The organism is Streptomyces fradiae ATCC 10745 = DSM 40063 (assembly GCF_008704425.1).
In the GTDB taxonomy this organism is placed as follows: domain Bacteria; phylum Actinomycetota; class Actinomycetes; order Streptomycetales; family Streptomycetaceae; genus Streptomyces; species Streptomyces fradiae.
Genome location: NZ_CP023696.1, coordinates 591273 through 615568 on the forward strand (window position 1 = coordinate 591273; position 24296 = coordinate 615568).

The window sequence follows — 24296 nt, forward strand, 5'->3', positions numbered from 1 at the left end:
CCGTGCGCCCTGCGTGCACCGTCGAGGGGACGTGACATGCCGCTGCTGGAGCCGAAGCCGGACCCCCTGCGCCCGGACGGGCACGGCCGGGCACCCCGCCACGACCGGCTGCCGGACCTCCTGGCGCGCGGCACGCCGTCGCGCCTGCGGGAGGAGCTGACCGCCGTCCTCGGGCGGGAGAAGGTGCTGTCGCGCGTCTCCGACCTCGTGCGCTACGCCTCCGACGCCAGCCCCTACCGGTTCGTGCCGCAGGTGGTGCTGGTGGCCGAGGACCTGGACGACGTGACGGCGATCCTCGCGTACGCGCACGGCAAGGGCCGGGGGCTGGTCTTCCGGGCGGCCGGCACCAGTCTCAACGGGCAGGCGCAGGGCGAGGACATCCTGGTCGACGTGCGGCGCCACTGGGAGGGCGTCGAGGTCCTCGACGGCGGCGCCCGGGTGCGGGTGCGCCCCGGCACGACGGTGGCGCGGGTGAACGCCGCGCTCGCCCCGTACGGCAGGGTCCTCGGCCCCGACCCGGCCAGCGCGGCGGCCTGCACGGTGGGCGGGGTCGTCGCCAACAACGCCTCCGGCATGACGGCCGGGACCGCGCGCGGCGCGTACCGGACGGTGGCGTCGCTGACGGTCGTGCTGCCCAGCGGCACGGTGGTGGACACCGGCGACCCGGCCGCCGACGAGGTCCTCGCACGCGCGGAGCCCAAGCTCTGCGAGGCGCTGCTGGACCTGAAGGCGCGGATCGAGGCGGACGCCGCGCTGGCGGCCCGGATCCGCGCCAAGCACCGGATCAAGAACACCCACGGCTACCGGCTGGACGCGTTCCTCGACGGTGCGACACCCGCCGAGATCCTGCGCGGGCTGATGGTGGGCTCGCAGGGGACCTTCGGCTTCATCGCCGAGGTCGTCTTCGACACGCTGCCGCTGGACCGGGCGGTCTCCGCGGCGCTGCTGCTCTTCCCCTCCCTGCCGGCCGCCGCCGCGGCGGTGCCCCGCTTCACCGCGGCGGGGGCGCTCGCCGTGGAGCTGATGGACGGCAACACGCTGCGCGCCTGCGTGCAGGTGCCGGGGACGCCCGCCGACTGGGCGGAGCTGCCCCGCGACTGCGCGGCGCTGCTGGTGGAGCTCCGGGCCCCGGACGCGGCGGCGCTCGACGCGCTGGAGTGGGCGGCGGTCGAGGTGCTGGACACGCTGGAGACGATCGCGCCCGTGCCCTCCGTGGCCAACGCGTTCACCCGCCGCGCCGGGACGATCGCCGGGTACCGGAAGGCCCGCAAGGCGTTCGTCACGGCCGTCGGCGGGTCCCGGCCGCCCGGCACCACCCTGATCACCGAGGACTTCGCGGTGCCGCCCGCGCGGCTGGCCGAGGCGTGCGCGGCCCTGCTGGACCTCCAGGCCGAGCACGGCTTCACCACGGCCGTGGCAGGGCACGCCGCCCACGGGAACCTGCACTTCCTGCTGGCGTTCGACCCGTCGTCCCCGGCGGACGTGGAGCGGTACGCGGCGTTCATGGACGCGTTCTGCCGGATGACGGTCGAGCGCTTCGACGGCTCGCTGAAGGCGGAGCACGCGACGGGGCGGAACCTCGCGCCGTACCTGGAGCTGGAGTGGGGGCCGCGCGCGACGGAGCTGATGTGGCGGACCAAGCAGGCCATCGACCCGCACGGGGTGCTGGCCCCCCGGGTCGTCCTCGACCGGGACCCCCACGCGCACCTGCGCGGCCTGAAGTCGGTTCCCGCGGTGGAGCCGCTGGTGGACGCGTGCATCGAGTGCGGCTTCTGCGAGCCGGTCTGCCCCAGCCGGGACCTGACGACGACACCGCGCCAGCGGATCGTGCTGCGCCGGGAGATGGCCCGCCAGGGGCACGGCTCCCGCGTGGAGGACGCGCTGGTGGCCGAGTACGGGTACGACGCCGTGGACACGTGCGCGGTGGACGGCTCCTGCGCGACCGCCTGCCCGGTCGGCATCGACACGGGCGAGCTGGTGAAGCGGCTGCGGCAGCTGCGGCACTCGCCGCGCGAGGAGCGGACCGCCGCGCTGGCCGCGCGGAACTTCGCGGCGGTGGAGCGCACGGCGCGGCGGGCGGTGGCGGCGGCGCACCGGTCGGGCGGGGTGGCGGGCGAACGGCTGCCGCGGGCCGTGACCGGTGCGCTGCGCCGCGTCGTGCGCCCCGACCTCGTACCGGAGTGGCTGCCCGAGCTGCCGGACGCGGCGCCCGAGGCGCTGCCGGCGACGGACCGGGCGGGGGCTGCGGCGGTGTACTACCCGGCCTGCGTCAACCGGGTGCTCGGCGGGCCGGGCCGCCTGGCCGGGCCTTCGCTGCCGGAGGCCGTCGTGGCGCTGTCGGCGCGCGCGGGGCGGCCGGTGTGGATCCCCGGTGACGTGCACGGCACGTGCTGCGCGACGATCTGGACGTCGAAGGGGTACGCGGAGGGCGCCGCCGTGATGGCCCGGCGGATCGTCGAGGCCGCCTGGGGGTGGACGGGCGGCGGGCTGCTGCCGCTGGTCGTGGACGCCTCGTCGTGCGCGCTGGGGCTGGGCCGCGAGGTCGTGCCGTACCTGGACGGGCGGACGCGGGAGCTGCACGGCGAGCTGACCGTGTACGACTCGCTGGTGTGGGCGGCCGACCACCTGCTGCCGGGGCTCACCGTGCGGCGCACCGTGCGCTCCGCCGTCGTCCACCCCACCTGCTCGATGGAGCGGCTGGGCGTCGGGGATCGGCTGGCGGCGCTCGCCGCCGCGTGCGCGGACGAGGTGGTCGTGCCCGTCGACGCGGGGTGCTGCGCCTTCGCGGGCGACCGGGGCCTGCTGCACCCGGAGCTGACCGAGGCGGCGACCGCGCGGGAGGCGGCCGAGGTGGCGGCGCGCGGCTTCGACGCGTACCTCTGCGCGAACCGCACGTGCGAGATCGGGATGGAGCACGCGACGGGCCGCCCCTACCGGTCGGTCCTGCTGGAGCTGGAGCGCGCGACCCGGCCGTGAGGCCGCCGCCGGCGCCCCTTCCCGGCCACGGCCGACGCCCTGCGGCCCGCCGGGCGCGGAAGGCCGATCCTGCCCCTTGCGTCACCGCCGGACGACGGCCAGGGTCTGTGCCGGGATTCATGAACCAGCCGTGCACGTCACGTACTGGAGGTTCCATGAGCGACGACGCAGTACCCGGTGAGCAGGCCCCCTCCACCCCCTCCACCCCCTCCGCCCCCTCCGCTCCTTCCGATCTCTCCGCCCGCTCCGCTCCCTCCGCTCCCCCCGCCTCCTCCGCCCTCTCGGCCCCCTCGCGCCGCGCCGTGCTGCGGACCGGCGCCGGGGTGGCGGGCGCCGGTCTCGGCATCGGCGCGCTCGGCGCCGCTCCCGCCGCCCTCGCCGCCCCGGCGGGCTCCGGCGGGGCCGTCCCGGCCGCCCCGGAGGCCGCTCCCCCGCCCCGGCAGGGCAGCACCATGGCGGGTGTGCCGTTCGAGCGCCGGCCGATCGTGCGGGTGGGGGTCGTCGGGCTCGGCAACCGCGGCGACGCCATGCTCGACCTGTTCCTCGCGGTCCCCGGCGTACGGGTCGCCGCCGTGTGCGACCCCGTCCGGGAGAAGGCGGCGCGGGCGGTCGCCAAGGTGACGGCGGCGGGGCAGCCGTCACCGGCGGTGTACGCGAGCGGCGAGCACGACTACGAGCGGCTGTGCGAGCGCGGCGACCTCGACCTGGTGTACGTGGCGACACCGTGGGAGCTCCACTTCCCGATGGCGCGGGCCGCGCTGCTGAACGGCAAGCACGTCGGCGTGGAGTGCCCCGTGGCGATGACCCTCGGCGAACTGTGGGCGCTGGTCGACCTGTCGGAGCGGACCCGGCGCCACTGCATGCAGCTGGAGAACTGCTGCTACGGCAGGAACGAGACTCGGGTGCTGCGCATGGCGCACGCGGGCCGGTTCGGGGAGCTGCTGCACGCGGCGGGCGCGTACAACCACGACCTGCGGGAGCCGATGTTCTCGCCGACGTACTACGAGGGCCCGTGGCGGCGCCTGTGGCACACCCGGCTGCGCGGCGACCTGTACCCGAACCACGGCTTCGGGCCGGTCGCCAACTACCTGGACGTCAACCGGGGCGACCGGGTCGTCGCCCTCAGCAGCTTCGGCACCCCCGCGCTGGGCCTGGCCGAGTACCGGGCCGCCCACATGCCCCCGGGCCACCCCAGCTGGAAGGAGTCGTACGTCGGGAGCGACCGCACCGTCAGCATGCTGCGGACCGCGAAGGGCCGGGTGATCCGGCTGGAGCACGACGTGTCGACGCCGCACCCGTACAGCCGGATCAACTCGCTGGGCGGCACCAAGGGGGTCTTCGAGGACTACCCGGCCCGGATCTACGTCGAGCCGGACCACCGCGACCACCGGTGGGGCGACTTCGCGGCGTACGCGGAGGAGTTCGACCACTGGCTGTGGAAGGAGCACGCCGACCCGCCCGGCGGGCACGGCGGCATGGACTACCTCATGGTGTACCGGCTGACGCAGTGCATGCGGCTGGGCCTGGTACCGGACTTCGACGTGTACGACGCGGCGACCTGGACGGCGCCCGTACCGCTCAGCCACGCCTCGGTACGCGCGCAGGGCGCCCCGATGGCCTTTCCCGACTTCACCCGCGGCGAGTGGCGGCGCCCCCGCGCGGGCGTCGACTCGCCGCGCCCGGCCGAGGGGTAGCAGCCGACGGCACCCGCGTCCCCGGTGCGGGCCGGGGGCGCGAGGGTGTCCGTGCGGGGGCGCGCGGGAGCGGGCGGGGTGTGCGGGGGCGGGAGGAGCGCGGCGCCTGGCGGGGGCGCGTGGCTGCGGGCCGGGTGAAGGGCGGGGGCCGGGGCGCAGGGGCGCGGAGGGCCTGCGGGTGGGGCAAGGGGCTCGGGGGCCGTGAGCGCAGGGTCCGCAACCAGGGCCCGGGAGCCCAGGGCCCGGAGGCGGGGGGCAGCCCGTCGGCCGCGCGGACAGCGTCGGCCGGGCGGCCCGTTCCGCGCCCTCGGGCGGAAAACCGATTGCCTCGCGGCGGCCTGCCGGGGTGGACTCGCACCGTTGGGCCCGCCGGGCTCCGCTTCGAGAGTCCGTCCGCCGAGAAGCCTGGGATGTCATGCAGCTTCGCCGCCTCCCGTACGCCGACCCCGGGGAACCCGACCTCCGTTCGGGCTCGCGCTTCCTGCTCTGGCTGCTCGCCCGCCGGCGCGGCGGGCAGCTCGCCGCGCTCGGCTGGGGGCTCCTGCTCAACCTCGCCATCACCGGGCTGCCGCTGGGCGTCGGACTCGCCGTCCAGGCCGTCGTCGACGGCTCCGGCCGGGGGCTCCTCCTCGCGGCCGGGCTGCTCGCCCTCCTCGGCGGGGCGCTGGCGCTGGGCGACGTGATGCTGCACCGCACGGCGGTCGTCAACTGGATCGCGGCGGCGACACGGGTGCAGCAGCTCCTCGCCCGCAAGGCGGCGGAGCTCGGCGCGGCCCTCACGCGGCGGGTCGCCGCGGGCGAGGTGGTCGCCGTGTCCACCGCGGACGTGGAGAAGATCAGCTGGTTCGTGGAGGCGGTCTCCCGGTTCGCCGCCTCGGCGGTCACCCTGGTCGTGCTCTGCGTGGGTCTCGTCGTGTACGTGCCGGAGCTGGGCGCCGTCGTGGCGCTGGCCGTGCCGGTGCTCGCCCTCGCGCCGCTGCCGCTGCTGCCGCGCGCGACGCGCCGGGCGGACGAGCAGCGGGAGAAGGCGGGACGGGCGACGGAGCTGGCCACGGACACGGTGGCCGGGCTGCGGGTGCTGCGCGGCATCGGCGGCGAGGAGCTGTTCCTGAGCCGCTACCGGGCCGTGTCCCAGGAGGTGCGGCGGGCCGCCGTCCGCAGCGCCCGGTCGTGGGCGCTGATCGCGGCCGTGCAGGTGGCCCTGCCCGGCCTGCTGCTGATCGGCGTGGTCGTGTACGGGGCGCGGCTGGCGCTGGACGGGCGGATCGCCGTCGGGGAGCTGGTCACCGTGTACGGCGCCGTGCTGCTGGTCCAGCATCCCCTGCGCCAGTTCGAGGAGATCGCCATGGCCTACTCGTTCTCGCGGCCTTCGGCGCGGCGCGCCGTCCGGGTGCTGGCGCTGGCGCGCGGCGGCGCACCGGTGGCGCCGTCCGGAGCGTCCCCGTCGGGGCCGTCCCCGTCGGAGCCGTCCTCGTGCCGGCCCTCTCCTTCCGGGCCGCTGGGCGGCGATCTGCACGACCCGGTGAGCGGGGTGGTCGCCCCGGCCGGGCGGTTCACCGCCGTGGTGTGCGGCGACCCGGACGCGGCGGGGCGCCTCGCGGAGCGCCTGGGCGGGCACCCGGCCGAGCCCGGCGAGGGCCACCGGTCCGTACGTCTGGGCGGTGTCGCGCTGGACGGGGTGCCGCTGGCGCGGGCCCGCGCCGCGGTGCTGGTCCAGGACAAGGACCCCGTCCTGCTGTCGGGGACGCTGCGGGAGCTGCTGGACGTGCCGTCCTCCGGAGCCGTGGACGCCGGGCGGGCGCTGGAGGCGGCGCACTGCGGGGACGTCCTGGACGCGCTGGCCCAGGCGGCGCCGGAGCCGGGCGGCGACCCGATGGACACCCGGATCACCGAGCGGGGCCGGTCGCTGTCGGGCGGGCAGCGGCAGCGGCTGGCGCTGGCCCGGTCGCTCGTGGCCGACCCGGAGGTGCTGGTCCTGGACGAGCCCACGTCGGCGGTGGACGCGCACACCGAGTCACGGGTCGCCCGGGGCGTGCGGGACCTGCGCGAGGGCCGTACGACCGTGGTGCTGACGTCGTCGCCGCTCCTGCTGGACGCGGCCGACCGGGTGGTGCTGGTGCACGGCGGCGCGGCCGTCGCGGCGGGCACGCACCGGGAGCTGCTGCGCACGGAGCCGCGCTACCGGGCGGTCGTGTCCCGTGAGGAGGAGCCTCGCGCGGAGGAGCCTCGCGCGGACGCGGGCGGGGAGAAGGACCTAGTCGACATCGAGGAGTCCGCATGATCGGCCTGGCGCCGCCGGAGTACGACCCCGCGGCCCCGCGGTCCGCGACGACGCTGCCCGTGGCCGGGCCCGCGACGGTCCGCGCGTACGTGCGGGAGCTGCTGCGCCGCCACCGCACGGCGTTCACGGTGCTGGTGGTGGTCAACTCGGTCGCCGTCCTCGCGTCCATGGCGGGTCCGTACCTGCTGGGCTCGGTCGTGGACCGGCTGGCGGCCGGGGAGGGCGCCGCGCGTCTGGAGCGGACGCTGCTGCTGTTCGCCGCCGCGCTCGCGGTGCAGACGGTGTTCGTCCGGCTGGTGCGGCTGCGGGGGGCGATGCTCGGCGAGGAGATGCTGGCCGATCTGCGCGAGGACTTCCTCGTGCGGTCGGTGCGGCTGCCGCCGGGCGTGCTGGAGCGGGCGGGCACCGGCGACCTGCTGTCGCGGATCAGCACCGACATCGACCGGCTGGGCGAGGCGATGCGGCAGGCCGTGCCGCAGCTCGCCATCGGCGTCGTGTGGGCGGGCCTGCTGCTGGGCGGGCTCGCGGTGACCGCGCCGCCGCTGGCGCTCGCCGCGCTGGTCGCGGCGCCGCTGCTGGTGGCGGGCTGCCGCTGGTACTTCCGGCGCGCGCCGGCCGCCTACCGGTCCGAGGCGGCCGGGTACGCGGCGGTGGCCGCCGCGCTGACCGAGACGGTCGACGGCGGCCGCACGGTGGAGGCCCACCGGCTGGGGTCCCGCCGGGTGGCGCTGTCGGACCGGCGGATCGCCCAGTGGGTCGCGTGGGAGCGGTACACGCTCGCGCTGCGGTCGGTGTTCTTCCCGGTGGTCAGCCTGACCCATGTCACGGTGCTGGTGTCGGTGCTGCTGATCGGCGGCGCGCTCGTGCTGGACGGCCGGCTGGACGTGGGACAGCTGACGACGGGGGCACTGCTCGCCCAGATGCTGGTGGACCCGATCGCGATCATCCTGCGCTGGTACGACGAGCTGCAGGTGGCGCAGGTCTCGCTGGCCCGGCTGGTGGGCGTCCGGGAGATCGAGCCGGAGGCCGGGGACGGGTCGGTGCGGCCGGACGGGCGGGAGGTGCGCGCGGACGACGTGCGCTTCGGCTACCGGGAGGGCGTGGACGTGCTGCACCGGGTGTCGCTGGAGGTCCCGCCGGGGACCCGGCTGGCGCTGGTCGGCCCGTCCGGTGCGGGCAAGTCCACGCTGGGCCGGCTGCTGGCCGGGATCTACGCGCCCGGTTCCGGCCGGGTGACGCTCGGCGCGGCGGAGCTGGCGCGGATGCCGGCCGAGCGGGTGCGGGAGCACGTGGCGCTGGTCAACCAGGAGCACCACGTGTTCGTCGGGTCGCTGCGGGACAACCTGCTGCTGGCGCGGTCCGGGGCGGGCGACGGGGAGCTGTGGGCGGCGCTGGGCGCGGTGGGCGCCGACGGCTGGGCGCGGGCGCTGTCCGACGGCCTCGACACGGAGGTCGGCTCCGGCGGGCGGGCGCTGACCCCGGCGCAGGCGCAGCAGGTGGCGCTGGCCCGGCTCGTGCTGGCCGACCCGCACACCCTGGTGCTGGACGAGGCGACGTCGCTCCTCGACCCGCGGGCGGCCCGGCACCTGGAGCGGTCACTGGCGCGGGTCCTCGACGGCCGTACGGTCGTGGCGATCGCGCACCGGCTGCACACGGCGCACGACGCGGACCTGATCGCGGTGGTGGAGGGCGGCCGGATCACCGAGCTCGGCGGCCATGACGCGCTGGTCGCGGCCGGCGGGGCGTACGCGTCGCTGTGGAGGTCGTGGCACGGGGAGCGGTGACGGCACGGGGCGGACGGCCGTGGGACGGGGGACCCGGCGGCGTGCGGGGCGCCCCGCCGGCCCCGCCCCGTGCGCCGCCTTCAGATCACGTTGAGCGCGGCGGCGGCGCCGAAGCCGCCCAGCACCATGAAGGCCGGCATCAGCACCCGGACCTCGACCCAGCTGCCCGCCCTGAAGCGCAGCGACTTCGGCGGGCCGATCGGGTACCAGCGCTTCTTCTTGATCGGCAGGGGCCACAGGATGGGGCACCCCGACACGGTGAGCGCGTCGCCTACGTCGTGGACGAGGGCGCCCAGCACGATCGGCAGCCCGAGCCACATGTACTCCTGGCCGGGCGCCTCGAACAGCCAGTTCGCGCCGTTGCCCGGCTGGTCCAGGACCCCGGCGAGGATCCAGGCGCAGCTCGCGCCGAGCAGCCACACCAGGACGTCGCTGGAGACCCGGGCGGCCCGCCAGAGCAGGCCCTCGACGGCCAGGACGAGGTGGACGAAGAGGATGCCGAGGACCGCCCAGCGGCCGCCGCTGATCGCGAGCAGGGAGCCGCCTGCCCCGATCGCCACCGCCCAGAGCGCGGTGTGGGTGAGCGTGCGGTGGCCGCCGCTGCGCCGGGGGTCGCTGCGCGTGCGGGTCGCCTTGTAGACGGCGTACGACAGCTTGTCGACGACCTCGCAGAGCCAGCGGGACAGGGGCCCGAAGGCCCGGGATATCGTCGCCGACCGGTGGTCGAGGTCGGGGGCGAGCGCGGCGCCGGCGCAGATGAGCGCGCCGACGACGAGAACCGGCCAGGGCATGGGGTGGCCCGCCGCCGCGGTCGCGGCGCCCACCCCCAGCCAGGCCGCCGCCCCGGAGAGTGAGTGCGCCGGTCCCATCATGTGCGTGCCCCGCCCCAGTCTTCTGTTGGTGTCGCCCAGTTGACGGCCCAGCGTACCGCTCATGATCTTCCAGTCGGTGGCCGGTTCCCGGTTCCCGGGCGGAGGCAGGCAAGATGGAGGCGTGACCCTTATCGATCAGCTGCCGCAGACCGCCGATCCCGATGCCCTCTTCGAGGCCTTCTCGTCATGGGCGGAGGGCCGGGGCATCTCGCTCTACCCGGCCCAGGAGGAGGCGCTGATCGAGGTGGTGTCCGGCGCCAACGTGATCCTGTCCACCCCCACCGGTTCGGGCAAGAGCCTGGTCGCGGCGGGCGCGCACTTCACGGCGCTCGCGAACGACCAGGTGACCTTCTACACGGCGCCGATCAAGGCGCTCGTGTCGGAGAAGTTCTTCGACCTGTGCAAGCTCTTCGGCACGGAGAACGTCGGCATGCTCACCGGCGACGCGTCCGTGAACGCCGACGCGCCGGTGATCTGCTGCACGGCCGAGGTGCTGGCGTCGATCGCGCTGCGCGACGGCAAGGACGCCGACATCGGCCAGGTCGTGATGGACGAGTTCCACTTCTACGCGGAGCCGGACCGGGGCTGGGCGTGGCAGATCCCGCTCCTGGAGCTTCCGCAGGCCCAGTTCGTGCTGATGTCGGCGACGCTCGGCGACGTGTCGATGTTCGAGAAGGACCTGACCCGCCGCACCGGCCGCCCCACCGCCGTGGTCCGCTCGGCGACGCGCCCGGTGCCGCTGTCGTACGAGTACCGGACGACGCCCATCACGGACACCCTGACCGAGCTGCTGCAGACCAAGCAGGCCCCGGTGTACATCGTGCACTTCACGCAGGCGGCGGCCGTCGAGCGGGCGCAGTCGCTGATGAGCATCAACATGTGCACGCGCGAGGAGAAGGACCGCATCGCCGAGCTGATCGGCAACTTCCGGTTCACCACCGCGTTCGGCCGGAACCTGTCGCGGTACGTCCGGCACGGCATCGGCGTGCACCACGCGGGCATGCTGCCGAAGTACCGGCGGCTGGTGGAGAAGCTCGCCCAGGCCGGTCTGCTGAAGGTGATCTGCGGTACGGACACGCTCGGCGTCGGCGTCAACGTCCCCATCCGCACGGTGCTGTTCACCGCCCTGACGAAGTACGACGGGAACCGGGTGCGCACGCTGCGCGCCCGCGAGTTCCACCAGATCGCGGGCCGCGCCGGGCGGGCCGGGTTCGACACGGCCGGATTCGTGGTGGCGCAGGCGCCCGAGCACGTCATCGAGAACGAGAAGGCGCTCGCCAAGGCGGGCGACGACGTCAAGAAGCGCCGCAAGGTCGTCCGCAAGAAGGCTCCCGAGGGCTTCGTCAACTGGACGGAGAACACCTACGAGAAGCTGATCGCGTCCGAGCCGGAGCCGCTGACGTCCCGCTTCAGGGTGACGCACACGATGCTGCTGTCGGTGATCGCCCGGCCCGGCGACGCGTTCGAGGCGATGCGCCGCCTGCTGGAGGACAACCACGAGCCGCGCAGGAACCAGCTGCGGCACATCCGCCGGGCCATCGCCATCTACCGGTCGCTGCTGGACGGCGGGGTGGTCGAGCAGCTCGACGAGCCGGACGCGGAGGGCCGCAGGATCCGGCTCACCGTCGACCTCCAGCAGGACTTCGCGCTGAACCAGCCGCTGTCGACGTTCGCGCTGGCCGCCTTCGAGCTGCTGGACCCGGAGTCGCCGTCGTACGCGCTGGACATGGTGTCGGTGGTGGAGTCCACGCTGGACGACCCCCGGCAGATCCTCGCCGCGCAGCAGAACAAGGCGCGCGGCGAGGCGGTCGCCGAGATGAAGGCGGACGGCGTCGAGTACGAGGAGCGGATGGAGCGGCTCCAGGAGGTGTCGTACCCCAAGCCGCTGGAGGAGCTGCTGTGGCACGCGTACAACCTCTACCGCAAGTCCCACCCGTGGGTCGGTGACCACCCGGTGTCGCCGAAGTCGGTGATCCGGGACATGTACGAACGGGCGCTGTCCTTCACCGAGTTCACCTCCTTCTACGAGCTGGCCCGCACCGAGGGCATCGTGCTGCGGTATCTGGCGAGCGCGTACAAGGCGCTGGACCACACCATCCCGGACGACCTGAAGACGGAGGACCTGGAGGACCTGATCGCCTGGCTGGGCGAGATGGTCCGCCAGGTCGACTCCAGCCTGCTGGACGAGTGGGAGCAGCTGGCCAACCCGGAGGTGGAGACCGCCGAGCAGGCGCAGGAGAAGGCCGACCAGGTCAAGCCGGTCACGGCCAACGCCCGCGCCTTCCGCGTGCTCGTGCGGAACGCGATGTTCCGCCGGGTGGAGCTGGCCGCGCTCGACCACGTGGAGGAGCTGGGCGAGCTGGACGGCGAGTCCGGGTGGGACGCCGACGCGTGGGGCGGGGCGATGGACGGGTACTGGGACGAGTACGACGACCTGGGCACCGGCCCGGACGCGCGCGGCCCGAAGCTGCTGTCCATCGAGGAGGACCCGGCGCACGGCCTGTGGCGCGTCCGGCAGACCTTCGCCGACCCGAACGGCGACCACGACTGGGGCATCAGCGCCGAGGTCGACCTGGCCGCCTCCGACGAGGAGGGCCGGGCCGTGGTCCGCGTCACCCACGTCGGCCCGTTCTGAGGCGCTGCGGGGCCCGTCCCGAAGACCGTTCCGAGAGGTGCCCCGGGGACCGCCCCTCAGAAGAGGCGGTCCTGCTCCACCTCGTGGCGGCGGGCGCGGACGTCCGGGCGGTCCGGGTGCAGTTTGGCGTCGCAGGCCGGACCCAGCCCGGTGCGGCGCGAGGCGCGTCCGGTCAGCGGTCGCCCGCACACCCGGCACCACACGGGCGGGCGGCCGGTCCCGCCGTCGGCCGGGTTCGCGGGGGCGCAGTCCGGAAGTGGCTCGTCGTTCATGGTCACGTGTCTACCCTGTCGTCTGTTCCGATGACGACTTTCCGGCGACGGCCGTCGACGGCGGCCGTCCGACGACGGCCGCTCGACGGCGGCCGTCCCCCTGACCAGGAGGGCTTCATGAGCCTGTACGACATCCCGCTGCGCACCCTGTCCGGCGAGCCGACGAGCCTGGCGGAGTACCGGGGCCGCGCGGTGCTGGTGGTGAACGTGGCGTCGAAGTGCGGTCTGACCCCGCAGTACACCGGTCTGGAGAAGCTCCAGCAGGAGTACGGCGAGCGCGGCCTGACCGTGCTGGGCGTGCCGTGCAACCAGTTCGGCGGCCAGGAGCCGGGCAGCGCGGAGGAGATCCGGACGTTCTGCTCGACCACGTACGGCGTGTCGTTCCCGCTGCTGGAGAAGACGGACGTGAACGGGCCGGGCCGCCACCCGCTGTACACGGAGCTCACGCGGACGCCGGACGCGGACGGCGAGGCCGGCGACGTGCAGTGGAACTTCGAGAAGTTCCTGATCGACGCGCGGGGCGGGGTCACCCGCTTCCGTCCGCGCACCGAGCCGGACGCCCCCGAGCTGGTCCGCGCCGTCGAGGCGGCGCTCCCCGCCGCCTGACGCCGGGACGTCGCCGTGCCGGTGCCGGACGCCGTGCGGGCGTCCGGCACCACACGGCACCACACGGCGCCCCCCTGCACCGCGCGTTCGGCACCGCGCTTGCGGCGGCGCGCCGGGGCGGGGGCGCAAGCCGTGGCGGGGCGGCGGATGCGCGGGCCGCGGCCGTCCGGGGGCCGTCAGGCGTACGCCGCGAGGGTGTCGGCCAGTCTGCGGCGGGCCGCCCGCGCGGCCGGCACGGCCGCGAGCGCCACGGCGCCCAGCACGGCCGCCGCGGCGACGGCCAGCAGGTGGAGCGGCGACGGGCCGTGGGCGATGCCCGCCCCGATGCCGCTGGTACGGCCCTCCTGGTCGATCAGCCAGTGCGCGAGCGGCACGCCCAGGGCCGTACCGGCGAGGGCGGCGGCGAGGGCCGTCCAGCCGACGGCGCTCACCGTGACGGCGGTGACCTGCCGGGCGGACAGGCCCATGGCCCGCCACGCGAGCAGGTCGCGCTCCCCCTCGCGCACCGCGCCGCCGATGGCGGTGGTCACCTCGGTGAGGCCGATCAGCGCGAGGACGGCGATCAGCCCGGCGACGACGCCGCGCAGGTCGGCGAGGCGGTCGGCGGGGCCGGAGACCACGTGGACGTCGAGGCGCCCGGCGGCCTCCCGGAGCAGTTCGGCGCGGACGGCGTGCGGGTCGGCGCCGGGGCGCAGCCGCAGGTGGTAGACGGTGGGCCGCAGGTCCGGATCGTTCTCGCGGAGGGTGTCCAGGGAGGTGGAGACGGTGCGTCCGGCGTTCTCCGGTTCGATGCTGCGGCCGACGAGGTGCAGCACCTGCGGGCGTCCGCCGACGGTGAGGCGCACCCAGTCGCCGACCCGCACGCCGAGCAGGTCGAGCAGTCCCTGGCCGGCGACGGCCTCGTCGGGGCCCCGCGCGGGGCGGCCCTCGGCGACGGAGTACGGGTAGGGGTCCTGGCGGGTGCCGAGGCCGCGCAGCGCGATGGTGCCGGTCTGGCCGGGCACGAGCGCGGCGACCTCCAGGCCCCGGTGGGCGGTGAGGACGTCGGGGCTGCGCTGGAGCAGGGCGCGCGCCTCGCGGTCGCCGATCCCTTCGGCGGGGCGGGCGGTGAGCGCGGCCGGCAGGCCCAGCTGTTCGGGGCGGGTGTCGAAGCGCTGGATGCTGGTCCACGCGCCGAGGGCGACGGTGATCAGCAGCAGTGGCAGGGCGAGCCGGGCGACGGTGGCGGGGGCGGGGCGGCCCCGGCCGAAGGCGCGGTGCCAGCCGAGGACGAGCACGGGCGGGAGACCGGGCAGGGCGAGGGCGCGCAGGGCGGGCCGGGACAGGCCGCGGCCGGCGGGCGGTCCCGCGGCCGTGCCGGCGGGGACGGGCGGGACGCGGCCGGCGCGCCAGGCGGCGAGGCCGGTGGCGGCGCCGATGAGGACGACGACGGCGGCCGGGACGGCGAGGAGCGTGGCCGTGTGGCCGGGCAGGCCCTGCCACACGCCGACGGCGTCGCCGACCCTGCCGGGTATGCGCGCGCCGAGCGCCCGGACGAGCGCGGCGGCGAGGGCGGCGCCGAGCACCGCGTACGCCAGGTGCTGGGCGAGGAAGACCCGGACGACCTGGCCGGGGGTGAACCCGACGGCCTTGAGGACGGAGATGTCCCGCAGGTGTCCGCGGACGCGGGTGCTGATCGCGCCGAAGACGGCGAGCGCGGCGGCGACGAGGGCGCCCAGGCCGAAGAGGCCGAGGACGCGGCCGACGAGCCGGGTGTCGTCGCGGGCCTCGGCGCGGGCCCGCTGCCAGGGGGTGACGTCGGTGACGGCGTCCGCGCCGAGGGCGGTGACGGCACGCTGCACGGTGTACCCGGTGTCGGCGGGATCGGTGAGGCGCAGGCCGGTGATCCGTCCGGGCAGACCGGGGACGGCGCGGACGGTGGCGGGCGGGGCCCAGACGGTGCCGGGGCGCTCGCCGGGCTCGTAGCGCGGTTCGGCGGTGTCGGCGACGCCGAGGACGGTGAGGGTGCGGCCGGCGCCGCCGGGGAGGGCGAGGGTGTCGCCGGGCTGGGCCACCAGGGCGGCGGCCAGGCCGGACTCCAGGACGACGCCGTCGGGGACGGCGGGGTCGAGCCAGCGGCCCGCGGTGAGGAGCGGCCGGGCGGTGGCGGGCGGCCGGTCGGGGGCGGCGCGCAGTTCGACGGCGGCGCGGGCGCCGCGTGAGGCCGCGGTGGTGGCGACCGTGTCGTAGGGGCCGGCGACGAAGGCCACGCCGTCGAGCGAGGCGAGGCGCGCGGGGTCGGCGGCGCGGCCGGTGTGCAGCCAGACGTGCGCGCCCTGGGACTGGGTGAAGATCCGCTGCCAGGGGTTGGTGGCGTATCCGAAGAGGGCGGCGGCGAGGAGGAGCGAGGCGACGATCCCGGCGGTGGCGGAGACGAGGAAGAGCGCCTCACCGCGGTGGGTGCGGAGGTCGGCGTGCGCCCAGCGCAGCATGGCCCGCACGGCGGTCAGTCCCTCAGCTCGACGACGCGGGCGGGGCCGCCGGCGCCCGCGCGGCGACCGGCGGGGCCACCTGCGGCGGGTGCGCCGTCGTCCCCGCCGAGGGTGATGTCGTCGGTGACACGGCCGTCGAAGAAGCTGATGACGCGGTCGGCGGCGCTGGCGAGCCGGGCGTCGTGGGTGACCAGGACGATGGTCTGGCCGCGCTGGTGGAAGCGGGACAGCAGCCGCATGACCTCGCGGGTGCCCTTGCTGTCCAGGCTGCCGGCCGGTTCGTCGGCGAGGAGCAGCCGGGGGTGGTTGACGAGCGCGCGGGCGAGGGCGACGCGCTGCTGCTCGCCGCCCGACAGCTCGCCGGGCATGCTGCGGGCCTTGGCGGCGAGGCCGAGTTCGGTGAGGAGCCGGTCGCGTTCGGCGCGGGCGGCGCGGGCGGAGGCCCCGGCGAGGAGGGCCGGCAGTTCGACGTTGTCGGCGACGCTGAGGTTGGAGACGAGGTTGAAGAACTGGAAGACGATGCCGATGCTGCGGCGGCGCTCCACGGCCCAGCGGGCCTCGGTGTAGCCGTCGGTGGACGCGCCGTCGAGCAGGACGGTGCCCTCGTCGGGGCGCTGGAGTCCGCCCAGGAGGTGCAGGAGGGTGGACTTCCCGGCGCCGGAGGGCCCGGTGACGGCGACGAACTCGCCGCGTCGGACGGTGAGGTCCACGCCGCGCACGGCGTGGACCGGGCCGCCCTCGCCGTGATGGGTCCTGACCAGGCCGCGGGCCTCCAGCAGCGGGGGTCCCGCCGGGGCGGCGGACGTCTCGGTGGAGGTCGCCGCGGAGGTCTCGGTGGACGGGGCGGCGGGCCTCGCCGCGGGCGTCGCGGCGGACCGGTCGGTGGACGCGGAGGCTCCGGCGGGCGCGGCGCCCGCGGGCGCGGTAGGGCGGCCGGTGGGCGCGGCGCCCGGGGGCGCGGCGCGGAAGCGGCGGAGGCGCCTCATCGCGCGTCCTCCAGCCCTTCCAGTTCCTCCTGGCACCGCTCCAGCCAGTCCAGGTCGGCCTGGAGGTGGAGTATGGCGCCCTCGATGAGCAGGTGCGCCGTGCGGTTGTCCCGGTTCTCGGTGGCGGCCAGCTTGGAGAGGGTGCGCATCGTCCTGAGGTACTCGCGTCGCTGTCGGTTGATGAGGGATATCTGGTCGGCGAGGCCGGTGCGGGGGGCGAGGGCGAGCTTCATGAAGAACTCGTCGCGCACCCGCGGCTCGTCCGCCGTCTCCTCGAACCAGGTGCGCAGCTCCTCGCGCCCGGCGGGGGTGAGACGGTAGATCTTCTTGTTCGGCCGGCTCGACTGGGCGACCTCCTCGCCCTCGATGAGCCCCGACTTCTCCAGCCGGCCGAGCGTGACGTAGATCTGGCCGACGTTGGGCTGAGGGTACGCGGCGCCCAGCAGCCGCTCAAGGTCCTGCTTCAGCTCGTACCCGTGCGCGGGCCCGTCGGCCAGGAGAGCGAGGAGCTGCATGCGCACTCGTGGGCTCTCCTTCTGTCGCGATCCGGGCTCGATGTGCTTCGCGCCCTAGTATCGCCCAATGCCTAACAGGTATACATGGCCACTGACCTGACGAGGACGTCCGGTGCCGGTGCCACAGGGAGGAACCTATGCGGTGGGCGAGTGCCGCGGGTAGGGGCCTGGTGATCGTGGTGCTGCTGCTGGTCGGGACGGTGGCGTCCGGCGTGCCCGGCGACGGGCCGCGCGGGACCGGGCGGGGCCCGGTGGCGCTGGCGACGGCCGGGGACCTCACCGGATACCTGCGGCCGCTGCTGGACGACTGGAACCGGGAGCGGCCCGCGGAGCGGGTGACGCTGGTGGAGCTGCCCGACTCGGCGGACGAGACCCGCGCCCAGATGATCACGGACCTGCGGTCCGGTGCGGGCCGCTTCGACCTGCTCAACATCGACGTGGCCTGGACCTCGGAGTTCGCGGCGGCCGGCTGGATCGCCCCGCTGGAGCGGCGGCGCTTCGCGCTGGACGCCTTCCTGCCGCCGGTCGTGGACACGGCGACGTACGAGGGGCGGCTGTACGCCGTGCCGTACGTGACCAACGCCGGGATGCTGTTCTACCGCTCCGACCTGCTGGCCGCGGCGGGCGAACGGCCGCCGCGCACCTGGGCGGAGCTGGAGCGCCAGGCGCGGACGGTCGCGCCGCGGCACGGCGTCGGCGGGTACGCCGGGCAGTTCCTGCCGTACGAGGGGCTGACGGTCAACGTGACGGAGGCGGTGTACTCGGCGGGCGGCGCGGTCCTCGGCGACGAGGGCGGCCGGGTCGCGGTGGACTCGCCGGCGGCCCGGTCCGGGGTGGCGTTCCTGGCGCGCGGCGTACGGGAGGGGTGGATCCCCCGCGAGGCGCTGGCGTACACGGAGGAGGAGTCCCGGCGGGCGTTCCAGGACGGGCGGCTGCTGTTCCTGCGGAACTGGCCGTACGCGTGGGCGGGCGCCTCGGGCGGCGGCTCCGCGGTCGCGGGCCGGTTCGGCGCCGTGCCGCTGCCGGGCCGGGACGGGCCGGGGACGAGCGTGCTGGGCGGGTCGAACCTGGCGGTGAGCAGCCGGGCGCGGCACCCGGAGACGGCCGCCGACCTGATCGCGTACCTGACGAGTGACGCCGTGCAGCGCCGGGTCCTCGTGGAGGGCGCGCTGCCGCCGGTGCGGGCGGCGCTGTACGGGGACGCGGCGCTGGTGCGGCGCTTCCCGTACCTGCCGGCGCTGCGGGAGAGCGTGCTGGCGGCCCGGCCGCGCCCCAAGAGCCCGCGGTACGAGCAGGTGAGCCTCGCGGTCCAGGCCGTGATGCACGACGCCCTGGCGCAGCGCCAGGAGCCCGCGGCGGCGGTGCGCCGGCTCGCCGCGGAGCTGGAAGCGGTCGCGCGGCGCGGCTGAGCCCGCCCCGGCCCGCCTTCCCCTCCTCACCCCACCCGCACGCCCCCTTGCCTACCCGTTAGGTATGGCCGCGCGCCCGAACCTTGCCTCTGTGCCGGGACAAACCATTCCATAACCCGGTAACCGGCGGGTGTTTATCGCTCCGTCATTGACACCGGCTGAACCCGGCTACCTAACATGCATGCACAACAGCCGCCCCCACCTTCCCCGGGGGGCGGCGCGCACCCTTCTAAGAAACAAGGTCAACGGGTGATGCTCACTGCCACGGCCGGCGACGGCCTCTCCCACCGCCTGACGCGCCCCTGGTGGCGCGACGCGGTGATCTACCAGGTGTACGTCCGCAGCTTCCTGGACAGCACCGGAGACGGGATCGGCGACCTCGCCGGCGTCCGCTCCGGCCTGCCGTACCTCAAGAAGCTCGGCGTCGACGGCATCTGGCTGAGCCCCTTCTACCCCTCGCCGCAGCACGACCACGGCTACGACGTGGCGGACTACCGCGACGTCGACCCGGTCTACGGCGACCTGGACGAGTTCGCGCTGCTCGTGGCCGACGCGCACCGGCTGGGGATCAGGGTGCTGCTCGACATCGTCCCCAACCACTGCTCGGCCGAGCACCCGTGGTTCCGCGAGGCGCTGGCCGACCGGCCGGGCGGCGCGGCCCGCGCCCGGTTCCACTTCGCCGACGGCCGGGGACCGGGCGGCGACCTGCCGCCCAACAACTGGCACGCCATGTTCGGCGGCCCCGCGTGGAGCCGGGTCACCGAACCGGACGGCACGCCGGGCCAGTGGTACCTCCACATGTTCACGCCCGAGCAGCCGGACCTGAACTGGCGCCACCCCGAGGTCGGCGCGTACTTCGACGAGGTGCTGCGCTTCTGGCTCGACCGGGGCGTGGACGGCTTCCGCATCGACGTGGCCGCCGGGCTGTTCAAGCATCCGGACCTGCCCGACTCGCCCGACCCGGAGGCGGACGCCCGCACCCGCGACTCGGTCAACCCGCTCGCCTGGAACCAGCCCGAGGTGCACGGCGTGTGGCGGCACTGGCGGAAGGTGTGCGAGGAGTACACGGCCCGCGACGGGCGCGAGCGGCTGCTGGTCGGCGAGGTGTCCGTGCCGACCGCGCGCGAGCACGCCCGGTACGTCCGCCCCGACGAGCTGCACCAGGCGTTCTTCTTCGACCTGCTGGGCGCCCCCTGGGACGCCGCCGCGTTCCGGGCGGTCATCGACGAGGCGCTGCGGGACATCGCCGGTACCGGCTCCAGCGTCACCTGGGTGCTCAACAACCACGACCAGGTCCGCACCGTCACCCGGTACGGCGAGTCCGGCACCGAGGGCACCGGGCTCGGCGCCGCCCGCGCGCGGGCCGCCGCGCTGCTCATGCTGTCCCTGCCCGGAGCCGCCTACATCTACCAGGGCGAGGAGCTGGGGCTGCCCGAGGTCGTGGACCTGCCCGACGAGGTGCTCACCGACCCGATCTTCCGCCGCACCGGCAGCCGGGCCCGCGTCCGCGACGGATGCCGGGTGCCGCTGCCCTGGTCGGGGCACGCCTCGCCGTTCGGGTTCAGCGCCGGCGAGCGGGCGCGGCCCTGGCTGCCGCAGCCGGGCTGGTTCGCCGAGCACGCCACCGACCGGGCGCTCGCCGACACGCGCTCGTTCTGGCACCTGTACCGCGAGGGCCTGCACCTGCGGCGCGGGCTGCCGCAGCTGGGCGAGGGAACGCTGCGCTGGCTGGAGGCGCCGCCCGGCGTCCTCGCCTTCGAGCGCGGCGAGGGGCTGGTGTGCGCCGTGAACTTCGGTACGGAACCGGTGCCCGCGCCGGCCGCCGGGGCCCCGCTGCTGGCGAGCGGGCCGTGCCCGCCGGGCGAACTGCCGGGCTCCACCGCCGCCTGGTGGACCACCGCCACCTGAACCGACCGCCCCACCGAACCGACCGAACCTCCGAACCGCCGAACCTCCGAACCGACCGAACCTCCGAACCGACCGAACCTCCGAACCGACCGAACCCTCCGAGAAAGGTACGGACATGACGAGTCGACGCTCCACCGCCGTATGCGCCTCCACCCTCGCCGCCGCCCTCGCCCTGGGCGCGACCGCCTGCGGCGGCGACCCGGTCACCGCGGCCGGCGGCGACGGCAAGGCCCTCGCCGGGCAGACCCTGACGGTCGCCGGCGTCTGGTCCGGCGCCGAGCAGAAGAACTTCCAGAAGGTGCTGGACGCCTTCACCGCGAAGACCGGCGCGCAGACCCGGTTCGTGTCGACCGGCGACAACGTCTCCACGGTCGTCGGCAGCAAGATCGAGGGCGGCAACGCCCCGGACGTGGTGATGGTCCCCCAGGTCGGCGTGTTGCGGCAGTTCGCCGCGAGGAAGTGGCTCGCACCGCTGCCCGAGAAGGTCGAGAAGTCCGTCGACTCGAACTACGCACCCGTCTGGAAGGGGTACGGCTCCGTCGACGGCACCCTGTACGGCCTGTACTTCAAGGCGTCCAACAAGTCGACGGTCTGGTACAGCCCCGACGTCCTCGACCAGGCCGGGGTGCAGCCGCCGAAGACGTACGACGAGATGCTCGCCGCGGCCCGCGCGGTCGCCGACTCGGGCACGCCCGCCTTCGCCGTCGCCGGGGAGGACGGCTGGACGCTCACCGACTGGTTCGAGAACGTCTACCTCTCGCAGGCCGGACCGGAGAAGTACGACCGGCTGGCCCGGCACGAGATCAAGTGGACCGACCCGAGCGTCGTCGAGTCCCTGAAGACCCTGTCGAAGCTGTTCTCCGACGACAAGCTCCTCGCGGGCGGGCGCAACGGCGCCCTCGCGACGGACTTCCCCGGCTCGGTCGAGAAGGTCTTCGGCCCCAAGCCGGAGGCGGGGATGGTGTATGAGGGCGACTTCGTCGCGGGCGTCGCCAAGGACGAGTTCGGCCGGAAGATCGGCGAGGACGCGAAGTTCTTCCCCTTCCCGGCGGTCGGCGGCGGGAAGGCCCCGGTCGTCAGCGGCGGCGACGCGGCGGTCGTCCTCAAGGACGGCAGGAACCGGAAGGCCGCGGACGCCTTCCTGGAGTTCCTCGCCACCCCGGAGGCGGCGGCCGTGTGGGCGGCCGAGGGCGGCTTCCTCTCCCCGAACAAGGCCCTCGACACCGCCGCGTACGGCGACCCGACCCTGCGGGCCACCGCCGAGTCGCTGGTCGGCGCGGGCGACTCGGTGCGCTTCGACATGTCGGACCAGGCCCCCGCCTCGTTCGGCGGCACGAAGGGGGCCGGCGAGTGGAAGATCCTCCAGGACTTCCTGCGCGACCCCTCCGACCCGGCGGCGACGGCCGCCGAGCTGGAGGCCGCCGCCGCCAAGGCGTTCCGCACCGCGAACCAGGGCTGACGCCATGGCCTCAGTCACCGAGACCGCCCGGCGGGGGGCCGCCGACGCGCGGCGCCGCGCCGGGCGGCGCCGGCGGATCGTCGCCGTCGCCTTCGTCCTGCCCGCGCTGCTGCTGCTCGGCGCGCTGGTGGTGTACCCCGTGCTGTTCTCCGTCGGCCGCAGCTTCCTCGACGCGTCGGGCACGCGCTTCGTCGGCGCCGGCAACTACGCCGAGATGTTCCGCGACCCGGCCACGCTCCGGGCCATCCGCAACAGCACCGTGTGGGTGGTCGTGGCGCCCACGCTGCTGACCGCGCTCGGGCTGATCCTCGCCGTGCTCGTGGAGAAGATCCGCTGGGCGGCGGCGTTCAAGCTGCTGCTGTTCCTGCCGATGGCGGTGTCGTTCCTCGCGGCCGGCATCATCTTCCGCCTCGCCTACGACGAGGACCCCGGCAAGGGCGTCCTGAACGCGGCCGTGGTGGGCGTGCACGACCTGTTCGAGGACGGCGCGTCGTATCCGGGCGCGCGGGCCCGCGAGGGCGAGGGCGTACGGCGGGCCGCGGACGGCGCGTACGAGACGACCGGGGCCCTCTCCCCCGGCGGTACGGCGCTGCCGCTGGGCCTCGTGGGCGTCAAGCCCGCCGAGGTGCCCGAGGACGCCCGTCCCGCGGCCGGGGCCGCCGCGGCGAAGGCCGGCCCCGGCGAGCTGCGGGGCGTCGTCTACCTGGACTTCACCCCGGGCGGCGGCGGGCGGCCGGGCGCGGTGGACGCCGCGGAGCGGGGCCTGCCGGGGCTGGCCGTCGAGGCGGTGAGCGGCGGGCGTACGGTCGCCACGGCCACCACGGGCACGGACGGGGCGTTCCGCTTCGGGGGCCTGGAACCCGGCGGGTCGTACACGGTGCGGCTGCCCGCGGCCAACTTCGCGGAGCCGTTCACGGGCGTGTCCTGGCTGGGGCCGGCGCTGGTCACCCCGGCGATCATCGGCGCCTACCTGTGGATCTGGACCGGCTTCGCGATGGTCCTGATCGGCGCGGGGCTCTCGGCGCTGCCGCGCGACGCGCTGGAGGCGGCCCGGATCGACGGGGCGAACGAGTGGCAGGTGTTCCGGCGGATCACCGTGCCGCTGCTCGCGCCGGTGCTGACGGTCGTCTTCGTCACGCTCGTGATCAATGTGATGAAGGTCTTCGACCTGATCTACATCATCGCGCCGGGCCCGGTGCAGGAGGACGCGACGGTGCTGGCCACGCAGATGTGGCTGGTCTCGTTCGGCGGCGGCAACGACCAGGGGCTCGGCAGCGCGCTGGGCGTCCTGCTCCTGCTGCTGGTGATCCCCGCGATGGTCTTCAACGTCCGCCGTTTCCGCAGGAGCCAGTCATGACCGCGACCGCGCCGACCGTCCCGGCGGAGCCGGTGTCCCCGGCGGGGCCGCCCGCGCCCCGCGCCCCGCGCCGCCCCGAGCGCAGGCTGCGCCGCTGGCTCGGCAACGGCCTGGTGCAGGCGTTCCTGCTGGTGGTGGGGCTGGTCTGGATCACTCCGGTGGCGGGGCTGCTGCTGTCGTCGCTGCGCTCGGCGCGGGACAGCGCGTCGAGCGGCTGGTGGACGGCGCTGGCCGATCCCGGGCAGCTGTCGTTCGCCAACTACGCGGCGCTGCTGGACAACGCCGGCATGACGCGGGCGTTCTGGAACACGGTGCTGATCTCGGTCCCGGCGACCGCCTTGGTCGTCGTGCTGGCGGCGCTCGCCGGGTACGCCTTCGCGTGGCTGGAGTTCCCCGGCCGGGACTGGCTGTTCCTCCTGGTGGTGGCGCTGCTGGTGGTGCCGGTCCAGGTGGGCCTGCTGCCGGTGGCGAAACTCTTCGGCCAGCTGGGCCTGTTCGGCACGATCCCCGGCGTGGTCCTGTTCCACGTGGCGTACGGGCTGCCGTTCGCGATCTTCCTGCTGCGCAACTACTTCGCGGAGATGCCCCGCGAGATGCTGGAGGCCGCGCGCATGGACGGCGGCGGCGAGTGGCGGATCTTCACCCATCTGGTGCTGCCGGTGGGCCGCCCGGCCATCGCGTCGCTGGCGATCTTCCAGTTCCTGTGGGTGTGGAACGACATGCTGGTCGCGCTGCTCTTCGCGGACTCCTCCGCCCAGCCGCTGACGGTGGAACTCCAGTCGCAGGTCCGCCAGTTCGGCAGCAACATCGACGTCCTGGCGCCCGGCGCCTTCCTCTCCCTCGTCGTGCCGGTGGTGGTCTTCCTGGCCTTCCAGCGCCACTTCGTGCAGGGGGTGATGGCCGGCTCGGTGAAGTGAGGCCGGGCGCCCCGGCCGTCGCGGGGGCGGCGCGGGCGCCGGGCCCCGGGCCCCGGGCCCCGGTCGTACGGCGTCCGGGGCCCGGCGCGCAGGGCGTCCGGGCCCCGGTGCGTACGGCCGCCGGGTCCCGGTGCGTACCACCGCCGGGTCCCGG

At 75.3% G+C, this 24296-nt stretch carries 16 protein-coding genes; 11 read left to right on the top strand and 5 right to left on the bottom strand.

Features of this window, described 5'->3' with window-relative positions; all coding sequences use genetic code 11:
* Positions 1–36 precede the first annotated feature (36 nt).
* The 4 genes from CP974_RS02540 to CP974_RS02555 all read left to right on the top strand — a co-directional run bounded on the left by CP974_RS02540 (position 37) and on the right by CP974_RS02555 (position 8735).
* The gene (locus tag CP974_RS02540; RefSeq protein WP_031128093.1) at positions 37–2976 is read left to right on the top strand and encodes an FAD-binding and (Fe-S)-binding domain-containing protein; all 2940 of its coding nucleotides are present in this window, start codon (positions 37–39) and stop codon (positions 2974–2976) included.
* Between the two features lie 155 nt (positions 2977–3131).
* Positions 3132–4670 carry a Gfo/Idh/MocA family protein gene (locus CP974_RS02545; RefSeq protein ID WP_078915275.1) on the top strand — a complete coding sequence of 513 codons (1539 nt, stop codon included), beginning with the start codon at positions 3132–3134 and terminating at the stop codon, positions 4668–4670.
* A gap of 415 nt (positions 4671–5085) precedes the next feature.
* Positions 5086–6951, top strand: coding sequence for an ABC transporter transmembrane domain-containing protein (locus CP974_RS02550; RefSeq protein WP_037936216.1), 1866 nt, complete (start codon positions 5086–5088; stop codon positions 6949–6951).
* Entirely contained in the window at positions 6948–8735 is a 1788-nt protein-coding gene (locus tag CP974_RS02555; RefSeq protein WP_031128096.1) for an ABC transporter ATP-binding protein, read from the top strand. Before CP974_RS02550 ends, CP974_RS02555 begins: the two co-directional genes overlap by 4 nt.
* Positions 8736–8815: 80 nt before the next feature.
* On the opposite strand, the gene CP974_RS02560 is transcribed toward CP974_RS02555, so the two are convergent.
* Positions 8816–9607, bottom strand: a complete 792-nt coding sequence (locus CP974_RS02560) for a metal-dependent hydrolase (RefSeq protein WP_031128097.1) — start codon at positions 9605–9607, stop codon at positions 8816–8818.
* A gap of 121 nt (positions 9608–9728) precedes the next feature.
* Between CP974_RS02560 and CP974_RS02565 the strand changes: the two genes are divergently transcribed.
* Positions 9729–12242: a DEAD/DEAH box helicase gene (locus CP974_RS02565; protein ID WP_031128098.1), complete on the top strand. Its 2514-nt coding sequence runs from the start codon at positions 9729–9731 to the stop codon at positions 12240–12242.
* Between the two features lie 56 nt (positions 12243–12298).
* On the opposite strand, the gene CP974_RS02570 is transcribed toward CP974_RS02565, so the two are convergent.
* The gene (locus tag CP974_RS02570; RefSeq protein ID WP_031128099.1) at positions 12299–12514 is read right to left on the bottom strand and encodes a DUF6011 domain-containing protein; all 216 of its coding nucleotides are present in this window, start codon (positions 12512–12514) and stop codon (positions 12299–12301) included.
* 117 nt (positions 12515–12631) lie between these two features.
* Between CP974_RS02570 and CP974_RS02575 the strand changes: the two genes are divergently transcribed.
* Positions 12632–13120, top strand: coding sequence for a glutathione peroxidase (locus CP974_RS02575; RefSeq protein ID WP_031128100.1), 489 nt, complete (start codon positions 12632–12634; stop codon positions 13118–13120).
* A 176-nt stretch (positions 13121–13296) separates the two neighbouring features.
* Here the strand turns inward: CP974_RS02575 and CP974_RS02580 are convergent, their stop codons facing one another.
* From CP974_RS02580 to CP974_RS02590, 3 genes are read right to left on the bottom strand one after another with little or no spacing between them, the layout of a single operon-like run.
* Complete coding sequence (locus CP974_RS02580; RefSeq protein WP_031128101.1) at positions 13297–15600, bottom strand: FtsX-like permease family protein; 2304 nt, start codon at positions 15598–15600, stop codon at positions 13297–13299.
* A gap of 5 nt (positions 15601–15605) precedes the next feature.
* Positions 15606–16577, bottom strand: a complete 972-nt coding sequence (locus tag CP974_RS02585; RefSeq protein ID WP_223844335.1) for an ABC transporter ATP-binding protein — start codon at positions 16575–16577, stop codon at positions 15606–15608.
* Positions 16574–17098, bottom strand: coding sequence for a PadR family transcriptional regulator (locus tag CP974_RS02590; protein WP_031128103.1), 525 nt, complete (start codon positions 17096–17098; stop codon positions 16574–16576). Before CP974_RS02590 ends, CP974_RS02585 begins: the two co-directional genes overlap by 4 nt.
* A gap of 131 nt (positions 17099–17229) precedes the next feature.
* Between CP974_RS02590 and CP974_RS02595 the strand changes: the two genes are divergently transcribed.
* The 5 genes from CP974_RS02595 to CP974_RS02615 all read left to right on the top strand — a co-directional run bounded on the left by CP974_RS02595 (position 17230) and on the right by CP974_RS02615 (position 24142).
* Positions 17230–18501, top strand: a complete 1272-nt coding sequence (locus CP974_RS02595; protein WP_031128104.1) for an ABC transporter substrate-binding protein — start codon at positions 17230–17232, stop codon at positions 18499–18501.
* Between the two features lie 252 nt (positions 18502–18753).
* Complete coding sequence (locus CP974_RS02600) at positions 18754–20409, top strand: glycoside hydrolase family 13 protein (RefSeq protein WP_085921490.1); 1656 nt, start codon at positions 18754–18756, stop codon at positions 20407–20409.
* 115 nt (positions 20410–20524) lie between these two features.
* Positions 20525–21868 carry an ABC transporter substrate-binding protein gene (locus CP974_RS02605; RefSeq protein ID WP_031128106.1) on the top strand — a complete coding sequence of 448 codons (1344 nt, stop codon included), beginning with the start codon at positions 20525–20527 and terminating at the stop codon, positions 21866–21868.
* A gap of 4 nt (positions 21869–21872) precedes the next feature.
* The gene (locus CP974_RS02610; RefSeq protein WP_031128107.1) at positions 21873–23225 is read left to right on the top strand and encodes an ABC transporter permease; all 1353 of its coding nucleotides are present in this window, start codon (positions 21873–21875) and stop codon (positions 23223–23225) included.
* A complete protein-coding gene (locus CP974_RS02615) occupies positions 23222–24142 on the top strand; it encodes a carbohydrate ABC transporter permease (RefSeq protein WP_223844336.1) in 921 nt (306 codons plus the stop codon). The genes CP974_RS02610 and CP974_RS02615 overlap by 4 nt, the downstream gene beginning before the upstream one ends.
* Positions 24143–24296 lie beyond the last annotated feature (154 nt).